A 23,500-nucleotide genomic window follows, 5' to 3' on the forward strand; every position below is an offset into this window, starting at 1 on the left:
AAATTGCTTCAAGGACGATATACATGACTCAGCTCGCGGTTAATTTATCCATGATTTTTACCGAAGTGCCATTGTTAGAGCGTTTTGCGTTGGCTCGTGAACACGGTTTTAAGCATGTAGAAATTCAGTTTCCGTATGAGCTGAGTATTGAGCAGATCCAAACCCAACTCACCATCAATGATTTAAGCCTGTGTTTAATCAATGTCCCTGCGGGTGATTTGATGCAAGGTGGTGATGGTCTTGCGGGAGTTCCGGGGCGTGAAAATCAATTTCATCAAGCCTTAGAACAATGCATTCGCTATGCCACTGCGTTAAATGTACCGAGTGTCAATATTTTAGCCGGCAAACAGCCACAAGATGCTGACTTGCTCCCATGTTTAAATACCTTGTCGAGCAACCTCAAACTGGCGTGCCACATGTTGTCTGAACATCATATTCAACCGGTATTTGAAATGATTAATGGCACTGATATGCCGCGCTTTTTGGTCCAAAATATTGCCCAAGCTCAGGAAATGCTTGAAGCTGTACAACACTCTGCTTTGAAGATGCAATATGACTGCTACCACATGGCGATGATGGGTGAAGATATTCTCAGTACTTTGGCAGAAAATATTCAGGATATCGGTCACATACAGTTTGCTGACTGTCCGGGGCGACATGAACCTGACTCAGCGCAGATTCCATTTGCAGAGATTTTTAAATGGTTAGATCAAAGCCAATATACAGGCTACATCGCGGCTGAATACCGACCACGAAGCAACTCATCACATTCTTTTGCGTGGAAAGACAAATACTTCCCTCATTTAGCTAATGGTCAATGACGTGTTGATTTGAAATTCAGCAACAAAACCGCTATATTAGACCATGTAAAATTGTCAGGAAATCATACCCTCTATGAATTTAGAACCATCGCCCAGCGCTTCTAATTCTCTCGATCTCGCAAAATCAACGCAAATCAAAGACGTACAAGCTTGCTTAGCTGTTGTACGTGAAGCACTTGAAGATGTAAAAGCCAAAGATATTATTGAACTTGATATCAGCACTATCAGCAACGTAGCAGATGCGATTGTTATTGCGAGCGGTACTTCAACTCGTCACATTAAGTCTCTTGCAGACAACGTGGCAGAAGAAGCACGTAAAGCTGGATTCCGCCCTATCGGTGTTGAAGGCGAACGTGATGCAGAATGGATCCTGATTGATCTCGGTTTTGTAGTGGTACATGTGATGTTACCTACAGCACGTAAATTCTATGATTTAGAAAGCTTATGGCGTACAGCTCCAGAAACTGTAGCTTAAGCTTCCAGAAAAAAGCGACCTAATTAGGTCGCTTTTTTTATCCCTTGACTTTATACACGGACAATCAGCTTCATGGTGTTTTACCCCCGACACTAAAGCAGTTGGTGTAAATCCACCTCAGGATAATTGGCTTTAATTTTCAGCTTGGTTTGTGCATAAACTTGGTCTGCACGCATCGGGCCATAAAAGTCACAATACACTTCATAAATGCTCGTTAAAACTTTGGCATAACTGGTCAAAGGCAAAAACTCGACAAAACTCGCTGAATTAATTTGTGCATTTGCCGCAATTGCCAGCCCGATTTCTTCTAATTGCTCAATCACATCTTGGGTGAAATCAGCCTGATCTGTAGATTTCACCGTCAGCATGACTGACTCGATAAAGCCTAAAAAGACCTCGCTAATGGTCTCTGCAATGAGCTCGCCTTCTTGCTCCTGCTCCTGCGGTTTTTCAACCCTTAACAGTTCCTGCTTTTCTAAGGTAGATAACTCATACAAGACTTGCTTCAGCATATCTTTACGATAAAAGCGTAGCTCTTCTGTGGTACAGATATCATTTAAGAAGCGATTTAAGACAAATGACGGTTTCATGCTGTACTGCTGCTCCCAGTGCCGTAGTGCACTGTCGAGTAAAGTCCCATGAATAAATTGTTGTAAGCCTTTTTCTAAAGCTTCGCGGCGTTGTGCCAAATTCAACAGTTCGGTGCTCATTGCATTACTCCTGTTAATGACGTTTGGTCATATCATCCGTTTCAAAAGTCACATCTTTTTGAAACTCGGGATAAGACAATTCAGCATGCTCGGTATAGTCCAAACCACGTTGTTCATGTTGCTTACTCACCCGTAAGCCACCCAACAATTTATCTAAGACCTTAAATACAATGAACGCAACGCCAAAGCCCCATAAAAAGGCTGCAATCACTCCAAGCCCTTGTATCGCGATGACATCGCCATTAAACATATTATTTTCAAGGAAGATCCCTGCAGCCAATGTTCCCCATGCGCCACAGAATCCATGCACGGTCACCGCATCAACCACATCATCCAGTTTCATTTTTTCCATGAGCATTGGTAGGAAGGTCACCATCACACCTGCACATAAACCGGTGATGACCGCATACAGTGGAGACATCGTTGCACAGCCTGCCGTAATGGCAACCAAGCCACCCAGTGAGGCATTGATCGTACTGCGGATCAAAATGGCTTTAGATCGGATGAGACAGAGCAACATATATGCAACCACGGCAGCACACGCCGCAAGATGCGTATTTAAAGCAATACGTCCTACGCTGACATTGGCATTAATGGTCGAGCCTGCATTAAAACCAAACCATGCTAACCATAAAATAAAACCGCCTAATGCTACCAAAGGTAAGTTATGCCCCGGTAAATAATGGCTTTGCCCATTACGTCCAAATCGACCCAAACGTGGACCCAGTACGATGATGCCAGCTAAAGCCACCCAGCCGCCCATCGAATGCACCACGGTCGAACCAGCAAAGTCGATAAACCCGAGTGCTTTTAACCAACCGTCTCCGCCAAATAAACTGCCCCATGCCCAACTACCAAAGACAGGATAAATCAGACCTGAGACAACGGCCGCACTCACCACATAAGCGACAAAATGAATCCGCTCTGCCATTGCACCACTGGCAATGGTGGTTGCCGTTGCAGCAAACATCATTTGGAAAAATAGAAGGTTCCAGTGCCAATCATCCAGTTGATCGGGTGCAAAATGACTGAAGCCAAACCAGCCCGTGGTATTGACCCCAAACATCAGACCAAAACCCACCAACCAAAACACCAGACCACCCAAGCAGGCATCCATGTAGTTTTTCATGAGTACATTCACGGTATTTTTACTGCGAACTGAACCACTTTCGATCATGGCAAATCCGGCTTGCATAAAGAACACCAAGATACCGCCCAGTACCACCCAAATACTGTCGAGCGAGATACGAATTTCTTGAATATTACTGGCGATTTGCGGGTCAACTGCCCATGCAGTCGATGTCAGGACACTCAGAAACAGTGCCATCAAGTATGTTTTTTTCATGATTATTCCCCCAAGAATAACCATGCTGTGCAAAAAGAATACCAAATTTCAGACAATTAATTATTTTTCAATGCATTGCGTCACAAAACCAGTTCGCGACAATATTTTGAATCACTGAGATCGAATTTAATGGAACAAAACAGCTCATCGATCTGTACCTTGGTTTCAAAACACGCATCAATTTGATTCAAGCACCTGATGCGCTAAATATTTGTGCACTTTTAGTGTGAAGCATTCATTAATCAAAAGCCAAGAAAATAAAAGCGAAGAAAACAAAAAACCACCCGAAGGTGGTTTAAATCTTCCTCAATCCCGCTTTATCACAGCGGGACTTTGGCAATATGGATTAATGACCACCGCCATTAATGGCTTTTGTCATATCTTCCACAACTTTCTTCGCATCACCGAAGATCATCATCGTTTTATCGTTATAGAACAAGTCATTATCTAGACCTGCGTAACCTGTAGCCATAGAGCGTTTGATCACCATAATGGTACGTGCTTTATGTGCTTCAAGGATTGGCATGCCGTAAATTGGAGAACTTGGATCGTCTTTTGCCGCTGGGTTCACAACGTCATTCGCACCAATCACCAGTACTACATCTGTTGCTGGGAAGTCTGAGTTGATCTCGTCCATTTCAAGAATGTCTTCATATGCAACGTCAGCTTCAGCTAAAAGTACGTTCATGTGGCCCGGCATACGACCTGCCACAGGGTGAATCGCAAAACGAACTTTTACACCTTGCTCTTTTAAGATTTCACACAATTCCTTCACGGCATTTTGTGCACGACCTTGCGCCATACCATAACCCGGTACGATCACCACGCTGTCCGCATTTGACATCAAGAAGCCAGCATCGTCTGCAGAACCTGAACGGTGATTACGCTGTGCTTTTTCACCATTATCTGCCGCCGCTACTGCTGTACCACCCATTGCACCACCAAACAAAACGTTGATGATTGAACGGTTCATGGCTTTACACATGATGTAAGACAGAATTGCACCCGATGAACCAACCAGTGAACCTGCAACAATCAGCATGTTGTTTTCAAGCGTGAAACCAATCCCTGCTGCAGCCCAGCCTGAGAATGAGTTCAGTAGCGATACCACCACTGGCATATCACCACCGCCTACAGGTGCAATCCATACCCAACCAAATGCAAGTGCAAGAACAGTCATTGCCCAGAAAGCATTCATGTTGCCTGTAGTGAAGAAGTAGATACCACACGCTAACATTGCAAGGAAAATTAAAGCTTGAACAGGTTTTACCCATCCACCCGAAATGGTTTTTGCCCATTTCTTCGCAGCCAATTTACCATAAGCAAATACAGACGCTGTGAAAGTAATCGCACCAACGAAACAGCCTACAAACAATTCAAATAAATGAACTTTGCTCATGTGGGCATGTTCTACACCCGCAGCTGTTAATACCGCTTCATTCTCCGCGAATGCCGCAGTCAATTGGTTGTTATGTAGAATTGCAGCGATCGCAATCAGTACCGCAGCCAAACCGACCAATGAGTGCATCAGTGCCACAGTTTCAGGCATTTGCGTCATCGGAACTGTTTTTGCACGTGCAATACCTACGACTGCACCCAACACCATTGCACCCACAATCATCCAAATCACGGGATGATCTGCAACAAAGAATGTAGTAATTACAGCAATCGCCATTGCGATCATGCCGTAACGGTTACCTTGAATCGCAGTTTTCGGACCAGACAAACCACGCAACGTTAAGATAAAAAGAACGGCACCAATCAGGTAGAACCAATCCGCATATTCTTTAATGAATTCCATGGATTAACCCTCTTTTTTCTTTTGCTTAGGTTTGAACATTTCAAGCATACGTGCAGTCACCGCAAAGCCACCAAAAATATTGATACTTGCAAGGAAAACAGCAATCGCACCTAAAATACTCACCACGTTAATGCTTTGGAACTGTACGCTTGCATCCACAATACCTGGGATACCAACGGTTTGAATCATCGCACCAACGATAATGATCGATGACAAAGCATTGGTTACAGCCATTAATGGTGTGTGTAGTGCAGGTGTTACCCCCCAAACCACGTAGTAACCAACAAAGATTGCCAAGACAAAAATAGTAATCGTTTCAACCATGATGATTCTCCTTAACCACGTTTCAGCAGCACTTGGCCGCCATGAGTGACAAGTAGTGCTTTTTGAATTTCTTCTTCAGGGTTAATCGCGAAGTTCTTTTCGCTATCAAACAGGGTTTCAATGAAATTCAAAACGTTACGTGCATACAGTGCCGACGCTTCAGTCGAAACTGTTGAAGGAATATTTGGGATACCGAGAATTTTCACACCATTTGCAGTCACGACATTTTCGCCGCAGACAGAACCTTCAACGTTACCGCCAGTTTCAACCGCCATATCTAAAATGATTGAGCCCGGTTTCATTTTGGCAACAGTTTCTGCTTTGATTAAACGTGGTGCGTCACGGCCCGGCAATAATGCAGTCGTAATCACGATGTCAGCATTCGATACGGCTTTATCAACAATAATCGCTTGGTCACGAATGTAGTCTTCACCTGGCATCCAGCCATAACCATTTTTTGCAGCATCAGCTGCTTTTTGTTGCTCTTCTGGTGACATTGGTACGTCTAACCATTTACCACCCAAAGATTCAACTTGGTCACGTGCTGTAGGACGTAAGTCAGTTGCTTCAACTACGGCACCTAAACGTTTCGCTGTTGCAATAGCTTGTAAGCCTGCAACACCTACGCCCATGATCACAACACGTGCAGGTTTTACTGTACCAGCTGCTGTCATCAGCATTGGGAACATACGTTGATATTCTGCCGCAGCCAAAAGCACAGATTTATAACCTGAAAGGTTGGCTTGAGATGAAAGTACGTCCATGTTTTGCGCACGAGATAAGGTCCGTGGCAAAAGTTCCAATGCAAATGCAGACACGTTTTGTGACGCAAATTGGTCAAGTTCGGTGTTGCGGTAAGGGTCAAACATCCCCACAACGGTGGTGCCCGCTGTGAGTTTTTGAATTTCGTCACCTTTAGGCGCACGAACTTTCAAAATCATTTGACTACCGGTATAGGCATCATCCGTAATTTTGGCACCAACTTGTTCATAGGCGCTATCGATGTAAGCAGCGTTTACCCCTGCTCCACGTTCAATAACGACGCTATGACCAGCGCTGATCAACTTCTTTACTGTTTCAGGCGTCGCAGCGACGCGATTTTCACCGACAACAGTTTCGGCTGGAATTCCGATCTGCATGAGCGTTCCTCAAGCTAATTTTTCTTAAGTAAACATCGCAATCCGCGATGTCTCCCCTCAGGATGTGTTTTTGTACAATTTTTGGATTCTAATTGAACTTTTTTAAAATACTACCCAATATTTATTTAATAAATGCCCATATTTTGAACTCATGATTCATGAAAAGAATGATGCGATATTTCATTTATTCAGTTTTATTTGTCGATTTATTACTCATTTTTATTCTACTTATAACTTTTTAATATTACTTAAGACTCAAAACATAAATAATTTAGTCGGTTTTAGCGCGTATTGTTTCAGCGCGTTGATCATTGTGACATTTTCATTCGACAACTAATGATTCGAACTTGTCGTTACAAATCGACTTAAGTCAGGTAAAGCCAGTCGTTCATTCAAACTGCATCAGCTCGTTGACTCATTTGACAGTTTTGACGTGCTGACTGGTATTGAAAACTGACTTTTTTCTACCACAGTCTAGTCAAATCGGTCAGCTTGAATATTCGATGAATTTTTGCGCACGTTTCGGGTTTATCGAAGTCTTGCCCTCCCCACCTGATGCTTCGCCTTAAGTCTTAGAATTGGCTTTTTTAGCTAAAAAAATAATTTTTTGAATATTTAGCATTATGATATCGCTATTGGCTTTGTATCACCAAAAACAATAATTGCACCATTTATGTGCAATTTTCACCTTAAATGTTTCAGCCTGATATATTTGACCTGCAGAGTCATGTTGCGGTGAAAAAATTTAAAACCAAATTGGTCATTTCTTCCGCTGTTTTCATGTTTGATCTAGCAATCCCTTATGCATAAAGGAATAAGTACTATTCTTTTTTTGCATTTTTACTCACACGATGCATTTTTTATAATCAAAATGACAGTTCAAACTTATCGGAACAATGCTGTCGAATTCGTTCAGTCGTTATTAGGCACACCTTAACTTATGTCAAGAAACCTTAGTCCGCACTTCATCGGTGCAATTTTTGCGCTGATTGCTGCCTTCTTGTTTAGTACCAAAGCGATTTTTATTAAGCAAGCCTATGCACTTTCTCCTCTTGTCGATGCCACTGTCCTCATGGCTTTACGCATGATGAGTGCATTGCCGTTTTTCTTGGTCATTGCATGGCTGAGTCGACGTTCTTATCAAACGATTCAACGAAAAGATTGGGTGCTCTTGCTCATTTCAGGATTAATCGGCTATTACTTTTCGAGCTGGCTCGACTTCCGTGGCTTGATGTATATCAGTGCTTCGCTTGAACGAATTATACTTTTCCTATATCCCACATTAACCGTGCTGGCTTCCGCTGTTTTATTCAAAAAGCCACTGAGTTTTAAAACCATCCTTGCCCTGATTTTAAGTTATGGCGGGACAGTTTTAGTGATGCTACAAGAACAAAGTGCCACACCACATGATCAGTACTTTTGGCTCGGATGTAGTTTGGTTTTTGCCAGTGCCGTGTTATTTGCGATTTATTTATTACTCACGCCAGGCCTCATGCAAAAGTTTGGTTCTTTACACTTTACTGGTCTAGCCCTGAGCATAGCCTGCGTTGGGACGATTATTCATTTTCTATTTGCAACACCGCAGCCCATTGCCTTGCTTCAACAACTCCCGAGTCAAGTCTGGCTGTATGGTTTAGCGCTCGGACTATTGGTTACCGTACTTCCAACCATTTTGATGATGCAAAGTATCGTCCGACTTGGGGCTGCACAATCGGCCATGATTGCATCTATCGGGCCCATTTTAACGATTTTACTGGCCGTCGCTTTATTGAATGAACACTTAAACCTATGGCAATGGGTCGGTTGCGGTCTGAATATGCTGGGTGTCTTGATGATCAGTCTCAGTAAGAAATCCTAAACGCGTGCGTGGATACAATTCACAGAGAAACACTTTAAGACCTGTTTGATTTTCCTTATAGTGACCACAACAGCGTGGCAGCAAATTCTTTGCATACGCTTCCGCCCAATATCTGGACAATTTATGAAAGCCTCGATCGACATTAGCCATGATAAAACCCTGTTGTGGCTTATGGCTGCTGCATGTGGTTTATGTGCGGGTGCCAATTATTATTGCCAACCTTTAGTGGCTTCTATCCAACAGAGCTTTCAAATTCCACAACCTGAAGTGGCGCTTACCGTCACTTTCGCGCAGATCTCTTACGCTTTGGGTCTACTGTTTATTGTGCCGATTGGCGATATTGTAAATAAAGCCAAATTTATTCCTCTGCTTATGCTTGGTGCGACTGTGGGTTTAGCCCTCTGTGCTTTTTCGACCAATCTATACATGCTTTGGGCCGGAACCATTATCACCGGGCTATTTTCAGTGGCTGCTCAGGTCCTCATCCCTTTGGTCACGGTGGCGATTCGACCCGAAAAAATTGGCGCTGTTGTTGGCTTTTTAATGAGTGGGTTATTGGTCGGTATTCTGTTATCGACCAGTCTCTCTGGCTTATTGTCCTATCTGTTTCATTGGAAATCGATTTACATCCTCAGTGCTCTTTTGATGTTGGTGTTAGCCGTCTTACTCAAAAAGCGTTTGCCTGTGGTCAGCATCACACGGATGCCCTACAGCCAAGTCTTCCAGTCAATGGGCGCATTACTCAAACATGAGCCACGGTTAATTTTCCGTTCTCTAATTGGGGGCTGTGTCTTTGCCGCGATGAGTATGCTGTTTTCCACCATTGCCATGTTACTGACTGAGCCACCCTTTCAATTGGCCGATGTTTGGGTCGGTGTCGTGACTTTAGTTGGTGTGTTTGGTGCCCTATCAACACAATGGATTGGGCGTTGGGCGGATTTGGGTTTTAACCGAAAATTAACTTGGCTCGGTTGTAGCATCTTAGCCCTCAGTTGGGGACTGCTGTATTTGGGTGGATCATCTCTTGCTTTTTATATTTTGGGCTATGGTTTAATCAATCTAGGTTTGGCAATGGTGCATAGCTGTAATCAAAATATTATTTTCCAACTCAACCCGATTGCACGCTCTCGAATCAATTCAATTTACATGACTTTTTATTTTGTCGGTGGTGCATGTGGTTCAGCTTTGGGCGTATTTGCATGGCACCATGGCGGCTGGACCACCACCTGCATGACAGGGATAGCCTTAGTCATTGCTGCTGGATTTTTTGTATTGATCGATCAACTCTATACTGCGCGGCAACTAAAATATCCACAATGAGAAGTATTCATCACCGCAATAAAGCCACAATAAGTGGCTTTATTTTTACAAATTAACTGACCTGCACCACAGGATAAAAGGGTTTGCCTAAATCCAAGGTTTCTGCATTTTCCAAAAGAATCACCATAAACACCGGTAAGAGTGCCAACAGTATTGTGCAGCCGTCTTGAAGCTGTTTCCGATTGACCGAACTTTTATAGGTCGCGCCGCCATGAACCATTTGATTGCGTAGCGTATACATGCGATTGAACAGCACCATTAAAATATCAACGGAATCTTTTTCTTTAAGCGCGCGTAGTACTTTCTGTTTTTCATGCGCCAAGCCCTCTTTGCATGCGTCATGGCTAATTTTTTGATTTTGATAATCCCAAAAACCCTGATAAACATAGGGATTATCCAAAAACAACCGTATCGGCTGACTAAAACGCTCCCATAAAATATTATAGATTTTATGCTCTGCATCCTTTTGGCAAATCACATATAAAAACTGCCTTAAGCTTTGCTTGTCCTGAGCAATCTGTAAGTCTTGCGCATATATTGCGTTGAAGGACACCCACAAACTGATAAATTGCAAATCGAGGTCATCTTGAAGATCAATCGACTTTTTCAGCCAACTCAAACCTCGATGAATGCGTAAATTAAATTGGTCGGTATGTTCCGACTTTTTACTTTTGAATATTTCTTCAAGTAGCATCATGCCTGCTAAATTCCAATGGATAATTCGTTTATTTTTCTACCATTTGAACTTAGCGCAATTGTTTACCGGCATGCAATCAAAATATCTCTGTATTCAACTATTTGGTTTCATCTTGTGTGAGATAGGTATAACGTTCTAACAGATCATTTTCATCAAAAATCAATTCATAAGACATTTTCTTTCCATTAAAAATGGATTCGGCAGGTGTTCCTAAAAGTTCCCATAACCCCACGGTCGCCACATCTGCAGCACCATGCCAAAATGCACGTCCGACTTTACTGGCAGTCGAATAACCTTGGGTAAAAGTATAAATTTCATGGCGTTTGCCATTTTTATATTCAGAGGTGATCGGTGCGCCAAATTCAGCAATCACCAAGTTACGAGACAGCCCTTGTTGAATCATTTCGGTATTTTTCTTGTTTGGCTGCTTGCTTGCCATGACAACTGAACAGCCTGTTGTGCCTGACAATGTGAAAACTAAAGCTATTCCTAAGCAGGTCTTTTTCATCATGTGGTATTCCCCAAATTCTTCACATTTCTATTTTTAATTTTTGATTTTCATCTGCTGTTGATCTTAATTGTTTATTTCATCTTTTTCATTTTTTTATACGACTATTCGTCTGATTTTTAGAATGATTAGCGCTTGAAAGAATCACCTTTATGAAGGTTTTAGACTGAATAATGCTTTAAGTGAATTATTGTTCTGTTGGTGACGAATTCGGTGGAACAAACCAGTTTTTCCAAGAGCTACTGTGGCGAGTTTCAATTGCAACGGTAGGGATGAGCTCTTGCTTCAGCATTTTTTCTTGACCGACGGCTTTCGCCAACCGCGCTTTGACCGAGTGTATACACTCACGGTCTTCAAACTCACAGCGGTCAAGGTTGGAGCCACCACAGGGTCCATTGGCTAATCCTTTGGGACAGGTTTCAGGACAAATATATAAGGTTTCACCTAAACGACATTGTCCGCAACTTTCACAACCCACGATGCCATGTTTACTGATAAATTCTGTTTTCAGCAAGGCCGCATCAGCTTTCGGTTTTTGCCATAATTTGGCCGAAAAAATATAAGATCCCGCCCCTTTGGCCAGTTTTGAACTAAAAAATAACTCATGCATGACATGCATACTTTTATATTTCAAAACCTGTTCAACTGGAGCCTTATGGTTATTTGCGCCCGTCGGGTGGAAGTTCACATCGACACTAGAGCGCCAAAGCATCTTCCATTTTGCTAAACATTGTTCAAACGTTAATGTGGCAAATTGCAGAATTGCTTTTTGCAACTTCTCTTGTTCTTCTGCTTTATGGCAAGCCGATAAATGAACCCCTGCATAGCCCAATTGCTGACACATTAAAATTTGTAAGGCACAGCGAGCATAGACATTTTGTTCAGCTTGTATGGCATCAGTTTGCTGTTCTTGTTGCAAAAAATTTAATACATCTGCTGAAAGCACGATGCCTGCGACTTTTTGCTTGGCCATAAAGCGGGCACGGGTAAATGTCAGAGGCATGACACAAGCCAATACAGGTACATGTGGATAGTATTGCTGCATATAGTGTTGGTAACTGCTCAACACATCCATGTCAAAGCCCAACTGTGTAATCACATAGTCAGCGCCAGCTTGAATTTTTTTATTCAGTTTAAAATACTGCGCATCCTTTTCTGCTTCTGCATATTTAAAAGGATTAAATGCCACTCCTAAATAAAACCCGCCAAAGTCTTTGGCTGCCATGACTTGATTGACCGACTCTAAATAACGGCTCCGTAGAGTCGGATCATTTGCCCCATCCTGATGCTGCTTGAGTTTATCACCACTGAGCAAAAGTAAATTCTCTACCCCGTGCTGCTGAGCATCTTTCAGAAAAGTTTGAAAATCTGAGATATCTCGACCTTTCCCCGAATAATGCAGAATTTTTTCAATGCTTTGAGGGTAGTCTTGCATTGCTTCTAAAGGAGCAATATCCGTGTCACTTTGTACTCGGTCAGCCAATGTCATGCACACAGGAAAGCCTGCAAATGTCGTTGGGACCAGATGCGTTTTTTGCGTCGTTAGATATTCAAACGAGATACAAAACTGGCGTTGCAATAGATATTGGGAAAATAAAGACATAAAGGCAGGCAGTTAAATCTGCTGAGAAACCATACAATAAAGTTTATAAAATTATAGATTAATCACATAAAAATTTAAATTACTTAAGCCACACTTCCGACTTTTTCTAGCCTGACCTTGAATATGTCACGCTAGCAAGACCATGCCCCAAACCACAATTTATGCTAATATTGCGCGCGTCTTGAAATGCGGTTTTTTTCATCGTATTTCAGACAGCTTTTGGTATTTCTTCACCATTTTCCATTTCGTTCTTCCATCTTGTTCTTTTAAGGCGTGTTTTTTTAATGACTGATCTCCAACCCATTGAAAATAAACTTCAACCACGAATTAGTGTTGCGCCAATGATGGATTGGACGACTCGTGACTATCGTTTCTTTGCACGCTTGTTTAACCCTAATGTGATTCTCTACACCGAGATGGTCACCACAGGTGCGATATTATTTGGCGGTGCGAATCGTCATTTGGACTATAACAACGAAGAACACCCGATTGTGTTACAGCTTGGTGGTTCAAATCCCAAAGATTTAGCGACCTGTACCAAGATGGCACAGGACTGGGGCTATGATGAAGTAAACCTCAATGTCGGCTGTCCGAGTGACCGCGTTCAGAACAATAAAATTGGTGCATGCTTGATGGCAGAGCCTGATTTGGTGGCTGAATGTATTGCTGAAATGCGAAATGCTGTTGATATTCCAGTGACCGTGAAACACCGCATCGGGATTGATGACATGCAGTCTTATGAAGAAATGCTGCATTTTGTCGATACCGTGGCAAAGACTGGCTGTGACAATTTTATCGTGCATGCCCGTATTGCCCTGCTGCAAGGTTTGTCGCCAAAAGAAAACCGTGATGTGCCACCTTTACGTTATGAAGATGTTTATCGTCTGAAACAAGACCGTCCAAATTTATTGATCGAAATTAATGGCGGGGTGAAAACCTTTGCTGAAACACAGCAACATTTACAACATGTTGATGGCGTGATGATTGGCCGTGAGGCTTATCACAACCCATACTTATTGGCTGAGATCGGTCAGCTTTGGGATCTCGAACTACCCAACCGTTTCGATATTATCGATCAAATGCTGCCATATATTGCTAAACGCATGGAAGAAGGTGCGCCACTTTCTATCATTACCCGTCATATTTTAGGTTTATTCCAAAACCTACCGGGTGCTCGAAAATGGCGTCAGGCTTTAAGTGGTGGCAATGCCAAAACCTTTGCCGATGTGGAAAATGCCATCCAAAATATTAAGGATGCAATGCAACGTACAGAAGACTATTTACGTGATCATCCGAAAGTCGTTTTAGAAGAATAATCTTCTAAAAGTAAAAGCCCGCTATTTTGCGGGCTTTTTTATGCGTCATGCTTCACAAAGTACGTGTTTGGCAACATCGTCACAAATCATCAAAGCAATCACATCATCACTCAATGACTATTGACCGTAATGTTCCCCTTGGGAAAAGGCTCATCATAGCCAGTCCATTGATAATCTGATGGATCTTCTTCCTCACGCAAACCCACATAGCTCTCAGGCGCCGATGTAACAGGCTCAACCTCCTCGGTTGGCTGTTCCAATTCCTCAACCAAATGATTCAACTCTTGATCTAACTGCGCCTGATATTTTGCAATTTCAGCTTCGTCAATGAAGGCAAATTGTTCTTCATCTATTTTCCATGCATAGCCTTGCAGGTCTTTGTAAATATCGACCAAAACAGTATAAGGCTGACCATCGTATTGCAACGTCGCCTGAGCCTTAAAGCTTAATCCCTTACGCTCTAATACTTTTATATTTTGAATCCGTAAATGGTACTGCCGATAATCTGGATTCTGATCAAACTCGTGTTGCATCTGCTGCTCAATCTGCCGAGATAATTCATCTGTCGAGACAAAATAGCTACAACCAGCCAAACTCAACAGTAAAAAAATGGTGAGCCATCGAAACATATTGCATCCCCCATGATGCATTTATTCTTGATGAAAAAGTCAGACCGTTCACAGATTGCGATCCAAACATTCCTCATTGTTTGCTTCATAATAGCCAATAAAACACACAGTACAAGCCAAATTATCAAGATTTCTCAATTTTATATTTAATTTTGATATCAATCACTTAAATTGCATTTTTGCTGTTTTAAAACACTGACAGCCTTGGTCTATTGCTGACATATTTTTGTTGAAAATGACCATTTTGGTAATAGTTTCCTAGCCGTCAAAGTTTCAACATCAAAACGATCCTATTGTGATTTTTTCAATATAGAGCCTTAAACAAAACATCGTAAAAGCGCCATAAAAAAAATCCCCAAACATTGCGGGGATTTTTAAGGAATCAACTGAAATTATTCATCGTCTGTTTCAGGCTCATGATGTAGCGCATCATGTATGGCTTCCACCAATTGCTGTGCAATTTCTTGTTTTGACGCCTTCTCTAAATCACGCTTTTCCATTTGATATTGATCGGCGAAGAACACGGTCATGGCATTTTCGTCTGAAGCAAAACCAATGTCTTTACGTGAAACATCATTGCACGCAATCATATCGAGTTTTTTTGCCACAAGTTTGCCTGCAGCATACTCTTCGACATTGCGTGTCTCAGCGGCAAATCCCACCATAAATGGACGTTTTGACTGCTGCGCAATTGTTGCAACGATATCTGGATTTTTAATTAAAGCCACATTGAGTTCATCGCCAGCTTTTTTGATTTTATGCTCTGCAACTTCTGCCACGCGATAATCAGCAACAGCCGCTGTTGCAATAAAAATATCACAGCCTTCATCTAACATTTGCAGACTGGTGTCTAACATTTTAATTGCAGACTGCACATTAATCCGTCGTACACCATTTGGTGTATCTAAACTGACGGGTCCAGCGATCAGCGTTACTTTAGCCCCAGCTGCATAACAAGCCGCTGCCAGTGCAAACCCCATTTTACCTGTACTGTGGTTGGAAATATAACGTACAGGATCTATCGACTCACGTGTTGGACCGGCTGTAATCGCCACATGTTTGCCTGCAAGCATGCCAAATTTTTCAGCAATAGCTCGCTGTGCTTGATGAAAATAGGCCGTCACTTGATCCGCCAAATCTTCTGGCTCAGGCATGCGTCCTAAGCCCACATCTCCACATGCTTGAGAACCGGCATCAGGCATGATCACATGTACGCCATCTTCAACCAGTGTATTTAAATTACGTTGTGTCGCTTTGGCTGCCCACATTTGCTGATTCATCGCAGGGGCAACCCAGACGGGTGCTTTAGTCGCAAGATAAAGTGTCGAAAGAAGGTCATCTGCTAAACCCGCCGCAAATTTTGCCAGCGTGTCACAACTTGCAGGAGCAACCAATACCAAATCAGCCCAACGTGCCAATTCAATATGCCCCATGCCCGCTTCTGCTTCGGGATTGAGTAATTCGGTATGCACAGGGTTGCCTGAAAGCGCCTGAAACGTTAGCGGGGTCACAAAGGCTTGCGCACCTTGAGTCATCACCACGCGCACATCAAATCCGGCATCTTTTAACCGACGGACAAGAATGGCACTTTTATAGGCTGCGATACCACCAGTGACACCTAAAAGAATATTTTTTGTGGGCATTACACTTAAATCAAAGCTCACGAACAGGCTACCTATCTGTTGCAGTGGCGCTCACAATAGCATTAAATATGCACTGACCCAACAATCTGCTGTGAAAAAGCCGATTGACTGATAATAAAAAAGTCTAAGAATAATGAATAATTCAATTAAAAATTGGCCTGAACAAGAGCGCCCACGTGAGCGCCTGATTCATCAAGGCGCACAAAGTTTATCCGATGCTGAACTACTGGCTATTTTCCTACGCTCTGGTTCCCAGCAGCACTCTGCTGTCGAACTCGCACGACTCCTGATCCAACATTTTGGTCAGTTGCAAGCGCTGATGGATGCTTCACTTGAGGATTTACGCCAGTTTCATGGCATTGGAAACAGTAAATATGCGCAGCTCATGGCGGTAAAAGAACTCGGTAAACGCTATGTGAGTCAACATTTTCAAAATGAAGCCTTACACTTGCAACATTCTGAACAATTGCAAAACTTTCTTCGCTTTGAATTTTTATCGGAACGTCAAGAAGTCTTTGGCGTGCTTTGTCTAGATGCGCATTTAAGAAAAATAAACTTTAAAAAACTTTTTTATGGCAGCCTCAATACCTGTGAAATTTCCATCAATCAACTGCTGCGTTATGTCATTTCTGAACATGCCAGCAGTATTGTCATTGCACATAATCATCCTTTCGGTCGTGCAGAACCTTCTGCTGCCGATCTTGAATTGACTCGACTCATTCAGCAGGCTTGTCAGCTGGTGGAAATTCGACTTATCGATCATTGCATTATCTCCACTGAAGGGAGTTTTTCCTTTGCTGAACATGGCTTGCTCCAAGCACACTCATCTGCATGAAACAGTTATTGACAAGTGCTTGAGCAAACCCGAAGATCATCATAATTTTTTAAAACTAGAAATTATCATTCGAACATGATCGTCCGTGACCAACCGAGTATTTTTAAACTGCTATTTTCTTGGCGAGGAACGATTTTACCTAAGGTTTTACCTCCGCTCGGGATCGTTATGTTGCTGTCTGCCATTGTGGGCGGCTTATCCTATGTCGATATCTTCCATTTTACCGAATTTCCTTTGGTCGGCTTTACCCTAATCGGTGTTGTGCTGTCGATTTTCTTAGGCTTTAAAAACTCAGCCTGCTATGACCGTTGGTGGGAAGCTCGGCGTTTATGGGGCATTTTGATTGCCAATGCACGCCATTTTGACCGTGACTGCCGTTTACTCAGTCAAGGCCGTCGTGAACGTGTGATTCAACATGTAATCGTCTTTGCCAACGTTTTACGTGACCGACTCCGCCATCAAACCGCCAATCCCACTGAACTGGTTGAAACCAGCGGCATGAGCGCGAATGCCATCACCCAACTATACCAACAAGCCAATGCACCGCAGTACACGTTGAGTTTGATCCAATGGGAGCTGATGCAGGCACTTAAAGATGGTGAAATTTCAGATATTATTTATACCCAGATGAATCAGCATGTGATGGAACTCAGCACCGTACAAACCGGCTGTGACCGTATTGCCACTACGCCATTACCGTTTGCTTATTCGGTCTTGCTGAATCGAACCGTTTATTTTTTCTGTTTTGTCTTACCCTTTAGCTTGGGTTCTACTTTAGGTCTTGCGACCCCCCTTTTGGTCGGGATTTTGGCCTATACCTTTTTAGGCTTAGATGCGCTGAGTTCAGAGATTGAAGAGCCCTTTGGTACACAAAGTAATGACCTTCCATTGGACTCGATGGTGCGTACTATTGAAATTGAATTACTTGGGACTTTAGGAAAACCCACCCCACCACCGATTCAAGCTAAAGATCATAATTTATTATAATTGGTATGCGTTTCGCCTGAATGCACGGATCGCATTCAGATCCATGATCCATACAACACCCATAATAAGGAAAAATCATGAAAATAAAAAAACGGATTTTCACTTATAAGCCACAACCGATTCTGCATCCTTGCAAAGCGCTTGCTGTGATTTTCATGTTCGTTGTGTTGCTGTTTAGCATCGCATTACTCCTAGCATGGCAAGGCATATTATTCACATCATGGCAAAGCAATTGGCAATTCTTATTCCTGATGAGTGCTCTATTTGTCATCAGTATATTTCGTGACAAATCGCAAAGAATCAAATTTCCATTTTGGATTCAACAGCATTTGATTGATCCCAAATTGGCTTTGGATTTAAAAGAACACGCCTTACGCAGTTCAGATGCTGTGATTGTGGATTATCGAGAGGTCCGTGAACATTGGTGGCAAGGCAAACAGCAACAATTGCTCTTAAAGCTCAATGAACTTGAAGAGGCGAAATGGTTTAGCGTCGATCTCCATCAAGTCTTTGCGAGTACTTTGTTTTTAAACATTCATGTGCAATTGAATTCTGCCCTCATTGGGCAACAGATTTGGGTGCATTATTTGGCACGTACGCGCACCATCGTGCAGTTATATGCGCATGATCAGCTTGATGATTTTCATCAAATGAAAAACTACTTTGCCATGCCCTATACGGGGAATATCTATTTTGAGCAGATTCCAACACGGCTTACGTTGGATTTACCTTATTTATCGGAAATTCATGCCGTTCGTGAAGAAGATCAACCCGGTTATCTCCTCAAACTGAAAACCAGTTATGGGCAGAGCTATCGTATCAGTTCACAGGCACGGCATTTTGATAAACTCGAATTGGCACTCTCAAGCGCCATTGATTTTATTCCTTATCGCAATTTTAAACATCAACCTACCATGCAATCTGCCTTGCTGACCAAGAGGCATCCTCAACGCGTGACAAGTCTACTGTTGTGCATAATCGCCATCAGTGTTTTTATCATCGCGTTTTTGTTCAAGGCATGGTTCTGGGCATGCGTTGCCGTGGGCTGCCTCTATCTGCTTTACCGTAACATTCAGCATTATCGAACTTCACCGTTTATCGAAGATCCTGATGTCAATGTGACTTAAAACTGTCCCAGATTCCAACTTGCCCTTCTTTCACTCGAGGGATGTTGCCGAGTTTGATCCATGGCATATTGTCACCATGAAAATCACTCCCAACAGAAACTTTTAAGTTAAAGGCAGCAATCATACGATCCACCATTTGACGAGTCGATAATGGCTCAATTGCCGGTGGTAATTCCACTGCATCACCGCCCGCTTCAGCAAAGATTTCAATCAAATAACGAATATTGGTCGCAGATAAATCATAACGCGTTGGATGCGCTAACACTGCAAAGCCACCACTGGCATGAATCACCTCAATGGTCTCAACAAGACTCGGACCTTCAAATTTTACAAAAGCTTTTTTGCCTTCTTTAATATATTTATCAAAAGCTTGTTGTGGACGTGAAACTACCCCCTTTTCCACCAAAGTTTTGGCAATATGGGTACGTGTTACCCGATCTGGAATATGGTCGACTTTGGCAACCACATCGCTATAAATATCTTGACCAATTAACGGTATCAGTAAGTCACAAATCTGCCGAGCACGTTCCGCTCGAATACGCTTTTGATCCATTAATAAGGCTTGTAAGGGCGCAGGATTTTGCATATTTAAAGCGACGATATGCACACCATAACTTTTTTTGGTCGCAGGTCTCGACCACTGGCTAGAAATCTCCACACCAGAGATTAATTGCAGCTTTAATTCATGCGCAACCTGCTCTGCAGCCAACAAACCGTCCATCGTATCGTGATCAGTCAAAGCCAGCGTATGAATTCCAATAGCACTTGCGGCCTGCACCAGAGCCTCTGGTGACAAAGTACCATCAGAAATATTACTGTGTGTATGTAAATCTACGCCTTGCATCTCTATACTATGTCATTTATTTGATCAGATTTAGATACTCTAACATGAAAGCACTTTTAGACTTTGTGCCACTCATTATTTTCTTTTATTTATATAAAACTGTAGATCCAAAAGATACGCAGCACCCATTATTACAATTGATTGGTTCTGCTGGGGGTGTCGATAACAATAACATTCTTGTGGCAACATCAGGTCTCATCATTTCCATGCTTGTGGTTTATGGTGCATTGTTTGTGATGCAAAAATTCCGTCTAGATAAACAGCAATGGATTGTGTTGTTCATGACCGTGATTTTTGGTGGTATTACCCTGATGCTAAGCGATGATTTTTATATTCGCTTAAAAGCCGTTTTACTGAACTTAGTGTTCGCAGGGGCGTTTTTACTTTCTCCACTGTTTAGTAAAGATAAGAAACCGCTCATCGAACGTTTATTTGGTCCAGTCTTAAATTTAACCGCTGTCGGTTGGAAACGATTGAACTATGCATGGGCTGCAATGTTCGTGGTGATGTCATGTTTACACACCTTTTTCGCTTATTTGTTTGCAGACGGAAAATATTGGGGTGAATTCACTGCTTTTGGTGACATGATCGTGATGTTTTCCTTTATCATTATTCAGTTTATTGTATTACGTAAATACTTTAAGACCTCAGAATAATCCATTCGGTCAAAAATCAGGAAAAGTCATGCCATTATTCGTCGTAAGCTGTACAGATAATGAAGGTACAGTAGAAAAGCGCCTTGCAGTTCGCCCTCAACATCTTGAACGTCTACAAAAACTTGATGATGAAGGTCGTCTGATTGTTGCAGGTGCGATGCCTAAAGATCCGGCAAACCCACAAGCTGGTTTTTATGGCAGTACGATCATTGTCGATTTTGATAGTCGTGAAGCCCTAGACCAATGGTTGGCAGATGAACCTTTCCTCAAAGAAGGGGTTTATGGCCAAATTGATGTCAAACCATTTAACAAAGCATTTCCTAAAGGATAAGGTTCATGCGCGTCGTTGTTTCTAGTTTACTGGGCTTATCTTTAATTTGTTCAACTGCATGGGCTGAAGAACCGGCTCCTGCACCTACTGTAGCCCCTGCTGCTCAAGCAACGACTGCAACACCTCCTCCCAATCCTGTGCCGCATACCATTCCTGCCAATAAACCAGGCATCATTAAAGTGGCGGCAACCGTCAATCCTAATGGTCAACCTCAAGATGCAAATCCATTGACCATTGAACAATTGGCAAAAAATAAAGCGCTGCAAGATGCCAAAGTCAAAGCGATGGTCAAAGACCAATCTGTACGCTTACAACAGTTAGAAAAAGCTAACCTTGAAGCCTTGGCGCAAAACCAAGAATTACAACTTAAAAATGATAGCTTGGGCGTACAAGTACAAGTGCTACAAAGTGAACGTAGCGCGCAGATGTTTTTATACGGCGGGACCACACTCGGTGTTGGCGTGATTTTAGGTTTCTTGTTGGCCAGTTACGTCTATACCAAACGTCGTCGTCAATGGTAATTCTTTTTTCTACTTCAATTTAAAGGTTGCTTGAGTTTTGTCAGGTGCAATTCAGACTGCCGATCTCGATTGGCAAATGATCGATGGCATTGATATTCCAGTGTCTAAACAGTTTGGTGATGTGTATTTTTCGAAGGACAACGGCCTGCTCGAAACACGTCATGTGTTTTTAAAAGGGAATGACCTCGACACTCGCCTTGCGGCACTGACTGATTTTGAATATTTCAGTGTCGGCGAAACAGGTTTTGGTACAGGCTTAAATATTTTGGCCCTGTGGCAATTATGGCAACAGGTTCGTCCAAATAATCACAGTCATCTACATGCTATTTCTGTAGAAAAATTCCCTTTATCTAAAGCAGATCTCATTCGTGCATTAAATGCATGGCCTGAATTACAACCTTTGGCACAGCAACTGATTGCGCAATATCCTGAACCCATTGCGGGATGTCATCGACTCAATTTTCCAGAAGAACGTTTTTCAATTGATCTTTGGTTAGGCGATGCACACGACGTGTTTCCGGTCATGGCAAAAACTGCTACGGTCAATGCATGGTTCTTGGACGGTTTTGCACCCGCCTGTAATCCTGACATGTGGGAAGAAAACGTACTCAAAAATATCGTGCGTCTATCGGACATTGGGACGACCTTCTCCTCATTTAGTGTGGCAGGTGTACTGAAACGCGGCTTACGTGAGCATGGTATTACCATTACACGACCACGTGGCTTTGCTCATAAGCGTGAAATGCTCAAAGCTTTTTGGCTCGCACCTGAAAGATCAGATGATCAATCCGAAGTTGCTAACCTTCCCACTTTAGACGAAAAAAAAAATTCTGAAATCACTGTAGGACATAAGCCCCGTCAAATCGCAATTATTGGCGCTGGCATCGCAGGTTTAAGCTGTGCTTGGGCATTTGCTCAACGCGGGCATCAAGTGCGTATTTACGAGAAATCAGCACCACTCAGCGGTGGGTCGGGCAATCCTCTTGCCCTGCTCAACCCTAAACTCTGTCCAATTGAACAAAGTGCTGAGCATCTGATGACCCTGAGTTGGTTATATGCGCTCAAGCATTATCAAAACTTCAAGGCATTTCGTCCCTTACAGATTCACCAATCTATTTTAAAAAATAAAGCAGAACACCTAGATTTAGCTCAAGCTTATCCTTCAGAGGTATTAGCTGCTGAAGAAGGCACGCTAAATCAATTAGCCTCAACATATCCAACCCTGCTCCTCAAACAAGCAGGCGCAGTCAGTCCACATCAGCTTCGTGACCAAATCTTGGCGCATTCACACATTGAGTTGTTACAAGCAGATATTCAACGCATTGAGCAGCAACACAATGGCGTTGCGCTATTTACACAGGATCAGCAGCTTCCATCTGCCGAGCATGTCATTCTCTGTGCGGCACGTGACAGTATGCAACTACAAACAGATTATCCAGAACTGCGTGCCATTCGTGGACAAGTCAGTTGGTTGAACAATCCCGCTCAACAGATGGATATGCATACCGCCTATAGTTATGGGGGCTATTGTATGCAACTGGATGCCGAACAGATGATTATGGGCGCGTCATTTTATCCTGGCCGTGATGACACCGACGTTCTCACAGAAGATCATGTGCATAACTATGAACTTATCCACAGTGTATTCCCCGACTTTGCCAAAACCTTAGCACCGATTGAGCAATGGCAAGGACGTGCCGCAATTCGCGCACAGACAAAAGACTTTTTCCCAGTAATTGGTGCAGTCCATGAAGATCAGCAAATTTATAGCTGTAGTGGACTCGGTTCTAAAGGTTTCCTGTATGCCCCGCTCTGTAGTGAAATCATTGCCGCGCTGGTCTTAAAAGAAGCCTGCCCTATTCCAACACAGCTACTCGATAAAATTCATGCAGCACGTTTTATACGACGCGCCAAAGCCAAACAAAAAACTAAGAAGCCTTATTTTCAGGGTCAGATGCCGTCATCTCCACCTCAAAAAAATAACCTGCAATAAAAAAGCGCCTTTCGGCG

The 23,500-nt window shown here is 42.7% G+C and carries 23 protein-coding genes; 12 read left to right on the top strand and 11 right to left on the bottom strand.

What is annotated here, in order from left to right; all coding sequences use genetic code 11:
* Positions 1 to 23: 23 nt before the first annotated feature.
* Positions 24 to 821 (top strand): hydroxypyruvate isomerase family protein, encoded by a 798-nt coding sequence (locus FTV37_RS12100; protein WP_180009001.1) that lies wholly within the window; start codon positions 24 to 26, stop codon positions 819 to 821.
* A 73-nt stretch (positions 822 to 894) separates the two neighbouring features.
* The gene (gene rsfS / locus FTV37_RS12105; protein WP_078191283.1) at positions 895 to 1,296 is read left to right on the top strand and encodes a ribosome silencing factor; all 402 of its coding nucleotides are present in this window, start codon (positions 895 to 897) and stop codon (positions 1,294 to 1,296) included.
* Positions 1,297 to 1,388: 92 nt separating this feature from the next.
* Here rsfS and FTV37_RS12110 read toward each other — a convergent pair whose 3' ends face one another.
* The 5 genes from FTV37_RS12110 to FTV37_RS12130 all read right to left on the bottom strand — a co-directional run bounded on the left by FTV37_RS12110 (position 1,389) and on the right by FTV37_RS12130 (position 6,615).
* Complete coding sequence (locus tag FTV37_RS12110; RefSeq protein ID WP_180063969.1) at positions 1,389 to 2,006, bottom strand: hypothetical protein; 618 nt, start codon at positions 2,004 to 2,006, stop codon at positions 1,389 to 1,391.
* Positions 2,007 to 2,019: 13 nt separating this feature from the next.
* Positions 2,020 to 3,351 carry an ammonium transporter gene (locus FTV37_RS12115; protein ID WP_180022576.1) on the bottom strand — a complete coding sequence of 444 codons (1,332 nt, stop codon included), beginning with the start codon at positions 3,349 to 3,351 and terminating at the stop codon, positions 2,020 to 2,022.
* A 346-nt stretch (positions 3,352 to 3,697) separates the two neighbouring features.
* Positions 3,698 to 5,152: an NAD(P)(+) transhydrogenase (Re/Si-specific) subunit beta gene (locus FTV37_RS12120; protein WP_078191286.1), complete on the bottom strand. Its 1,455-nt coding sequence runs from the start codon at positions 5,150 to 5,152 to the stop codon at positions 3,698 to 3,700.
* A 3-nt stretch (positions 5,153 to 5,155) separates the two neighbouring features.
* Positions 5,156 to 5,476: a proton-translocating transhydrogenase family protein gene (locus FTV37_RS12125; RefSeq protein WP_078191287.1), complete on the bottom strand. Its 321-nt coding sequence runs from the start codon at positions 5,474 to 5,476 to the stop codon at positions 5,156 to 5,158.
* A gap of 11 nt (positions 5,477 to 5,487) precedes the next feature.
* Positions 5,488 to 6,615, bottom strand: coding sequence for a Re/Si-specific NAD(P)(+) transhydrogenase subunit alpha (locus tag FTV37_RS12130; protein ID WP_111885447.1), 1,128 nt, complete (start codon positions 6,613 to 6,615; stop codon positions 5,488 to 5,490).
* A gap of 940 nt (positions 6,616 to 7,555) precedes the next feature.
* Between FTV37_RS12130 and FTV37_RS12135 the strand changes: the two genes are divergently transcribed.
* Both FTV37_RS12135 and FTV37_RS12140 read left to right on the top strand, forming a co-directional pair.
* Positions 7,556 to 8,473 carry a DMT family transporter gene (locus FTV37_RS12135; protein ID WP_180056111.1) on the top strand — a complete coding sequence of 306 codons (918 nt, stop codon included), beginning with the start codon at positions 7,556 to 7,558 and terminating at the stop codon, positions 8,471 to 8,473.
* A gap of 123 nt (positions 8,474 to 8,596) precedes the next feature.
* Complete coding sequence (locus FTV37_RS12140) at positions 8,597 to 9,793, top strand: MFS transporter (RefSeq protein WP_180063970.1); 1,197 nt, start codon at positions 8,597 to 8,599, stop codon at positions 9,791 to 9,793.
* Between the two features lie 52 nt (positions 9,794 to 9,845).
* Here the strand turns inward: FTV37_RS12140 and FTV37_RS12145 are convergent, their stop codons facing one another.
* From FTV37_RS12145 to FTV37_RS12155, 3 genes are all read right to left on the bottom strand, one after another.
* On the bottom strand, positions 9,846 to 10,490 hold the full coding sequence (locus FTV37_RS12145; RefSeq protein ID WP_180004612.1) for a HEPN domain-containing protein: 645 nt from the start codon (positions 10,488 to 10,490) through the stop codon (positions 9,846 to 9,848).
* Between the two features lie 97 nt (positions 10,491 to 10,587).
* Positions 10,588 to 10,998 (bottom strand): hypothetical protein, encoded by a 411-nt coding sequence (locus FTV37_RS12150; RefSeq protein WP_180063980.1) that lies wholly within the window; start codon positions 10,996 to 10,998, stop codon positions 10,588 to 10,590.
* Between the two features lie 187 nt (positions 10,999 to 11,185).
* Entirely contained in the window at positions 11,186 to 12,601 is a 1,416-nt protein-coding gene (locus FTV37_RS12155; protein WP_180063971.1) for a methylenetetrahydrofolate reductase C-terminal domain-containing protein, read from the bottom strand.
* A 284-nt stretch (positions 12,602 to 12,885) separates the two neighbouring features.
* On the opposite strand from FTV37_RS12155, the gene dusA reads away from it, so the two are divergent.
* A complete protein-coding gene (gene dusA, locus FTV37_RS12160; protein WP_180063972.1) occupies positions 12,886 to 13,917 on the top strand; it encodes a tRNA dihydrouridine(20/20a) synthase DusA in 1,032 nt (343 codons plus the stop codon).
* Between the two features lie 110 nt (positions 13,918 to 14,027).
* On the opposite strand, the gene FTV37_RS12165 is transcribed toward dusA, so the two are convergent.
* Together FTV37_RS12165 and coaBC are read right to left on the bottom strand one after the other, a co-directional pair.
* Positions 14,028 to 14,546: an Asp-tRNA(Asn)/Glu-tRNA(Gln) amidotransferase subunit GatC gene (locus FTV37_RS12165; RefSeq protein ID WP_180026766.1), complete on the bottom strand. Its 519-nt coding sequence runs from the start codon at positions 14,544 to 14,546 to the stop codon at positions 14,028 to 14,030.
* Positions 14,547 to 14,938: 392 nt separating this feature from the next.
* Positions 14,939 to 16,210, bottom strand: a complete 1,272-nt coding sequence (gene coaBC / locus FTV37_RS12170; RefSeq protein ID WP_180063973.1) for a bifunctional phosphopantothenoylcysteine decarboxylase/phosphopantothenate--cysteine ligase CoaBC — start codon at positions 16,208 to 16,210, stop codon at positions 14,939 to 14,941.
* Positions 16,211 to 16,322: 112 nt separating this feature from the next.
* Here coaBC and radC point away from each other — a divergent pair, with 112 nt between their 5' ends.
* From radC to FTV37_RS12185, 3 genes are all read left to right on the top strand, one after another.
* Positions 16,323 to 17,024: a DNA repair protein RadC gene (radC, locus tag FTV37_RS12175; protein ID WP_168378714.1), complete on the top strand. Its 702-nt coding sequence runs from the start codon at positions 16,323 to 16,325 to the stop codon at positions 17,022 to 17,024.
* Positions 17,025 to 17,099: 75 nt separating this feature from the next.
* Positions 17,100 to 18,011 carry a bestrophin family protein gene (locus FTV37_RS12180; RefSeq protein WP_078191309.1) on the top strand — a complete coding sequence of 304 codons (912 nt, stop codon included), beginning with the start codon at positions 17,100 to 17,102 and terminating at the stop codon, positions 18,009 to 18,011.
* A 77-nt stretch (positions 18,012 to 18,088) separates the two neighbouring features.
* A complete protein-coding gene (locus FTV37_RS12185; RefSeq protein WP_111885438.1) occupies positions 18,089 to 19,138 on the top strand; it encodes a hypothetical protein in 1,050 nt (349 codons plus the stop codon).
* Here FTV37_RS12185 and FTV37_RS12190 read toward each other — a convergent pair.
* Positions 19,125 to 19,982 carry a PHP domain-containing protein gene (locus FTV37_RS12190; protein ID WP_111885437.1) on the bottom strand — a complete coding sequence of 286 codons (858 nt, stop codon included), beginning with the start codon at positions 19,980 to 19,982 and terminating at the stop codon, positions 19,125 to 19,127. The genes FTV37_RS12185 and FTV37_RS12190 overlap by 14 nt on opposite strands.
* A gap of 44 nt (positions 19,983 to 20,026) precedes the next feature.
* Between FTV37_RS12190 and FTV37_RS12195 the strand changes: the two genes are divergently transcribed.
* From FTV37_RS12195 to mnmC, 4 genes are read left to right on the top strand one after another with little or no spacing between them, the layout of a single operon-like run.
* Positions 20,027 to 20,638, top strand: a complete 612-nt coding sequence (locus tag FTV37_RS12195; RefSeq protein ID WP_078191311.1) for an inner membrane-spanning protein YciB — start codon at positions 20,027 to 20,029, stop codon at positions 20,636 to 20,638.
* Between the two features lie 28 nt (positions 20,639 to 20,666).
* Complete coding sequence (locus FTV37_RS12200) at positions 20,667 to 20,969, top strand: YciI family protein (protein WP_078191312.1); 303 nt, start codon at positions 20,667 to 20,669, stop codon at positions 20,967 to 20,969.
* Positions 20,970 to 20,974: 5 nt separating this feature from the next.
* Positions 20,975 to 21,490 carry a hypothetical protein gene (locus FTV37_RS12205; protein WP_180008983.1) on the top strand — a complete coding sequence of 172 codons (516 nt, stop codon included), beginning with the start codon at positions 20,975 to 20,977 and terminating at the stop codon, positions 21,488 to 21,490.
* A 37-nt stretch (positions 21,491 to 21,527) separates the two neighbouring features.
* Positions 21,528 to 23,483, top strand: a complete 1,956-nt coding sequence (mnmC, locus tag FTV37_RS12210) for an FAD-dependent 5-carboxymethylaminomethyl-2-thiouridine(34) oxidoreductase MnmC (RefSeq protein ID WP_180063974.1) — start codon at positions 21,528 to 21,530, stop codon at positions 23,481 to 23,483.
* Positions 23,484 to 23,500: the final 17 nt, after the last annotated feature.

The sequence above is a fragment of the Acinetobacter sp. YH16042 genome (assembly GCF_013417245.1).
Classification (GTDB): domain Bacteria; phylum Pseudomonadota; class Gammaproteobacteria; order Pseudomonadales; family Moraxellaceae; genus Acinetobacter; species Acinetobacter amyesii.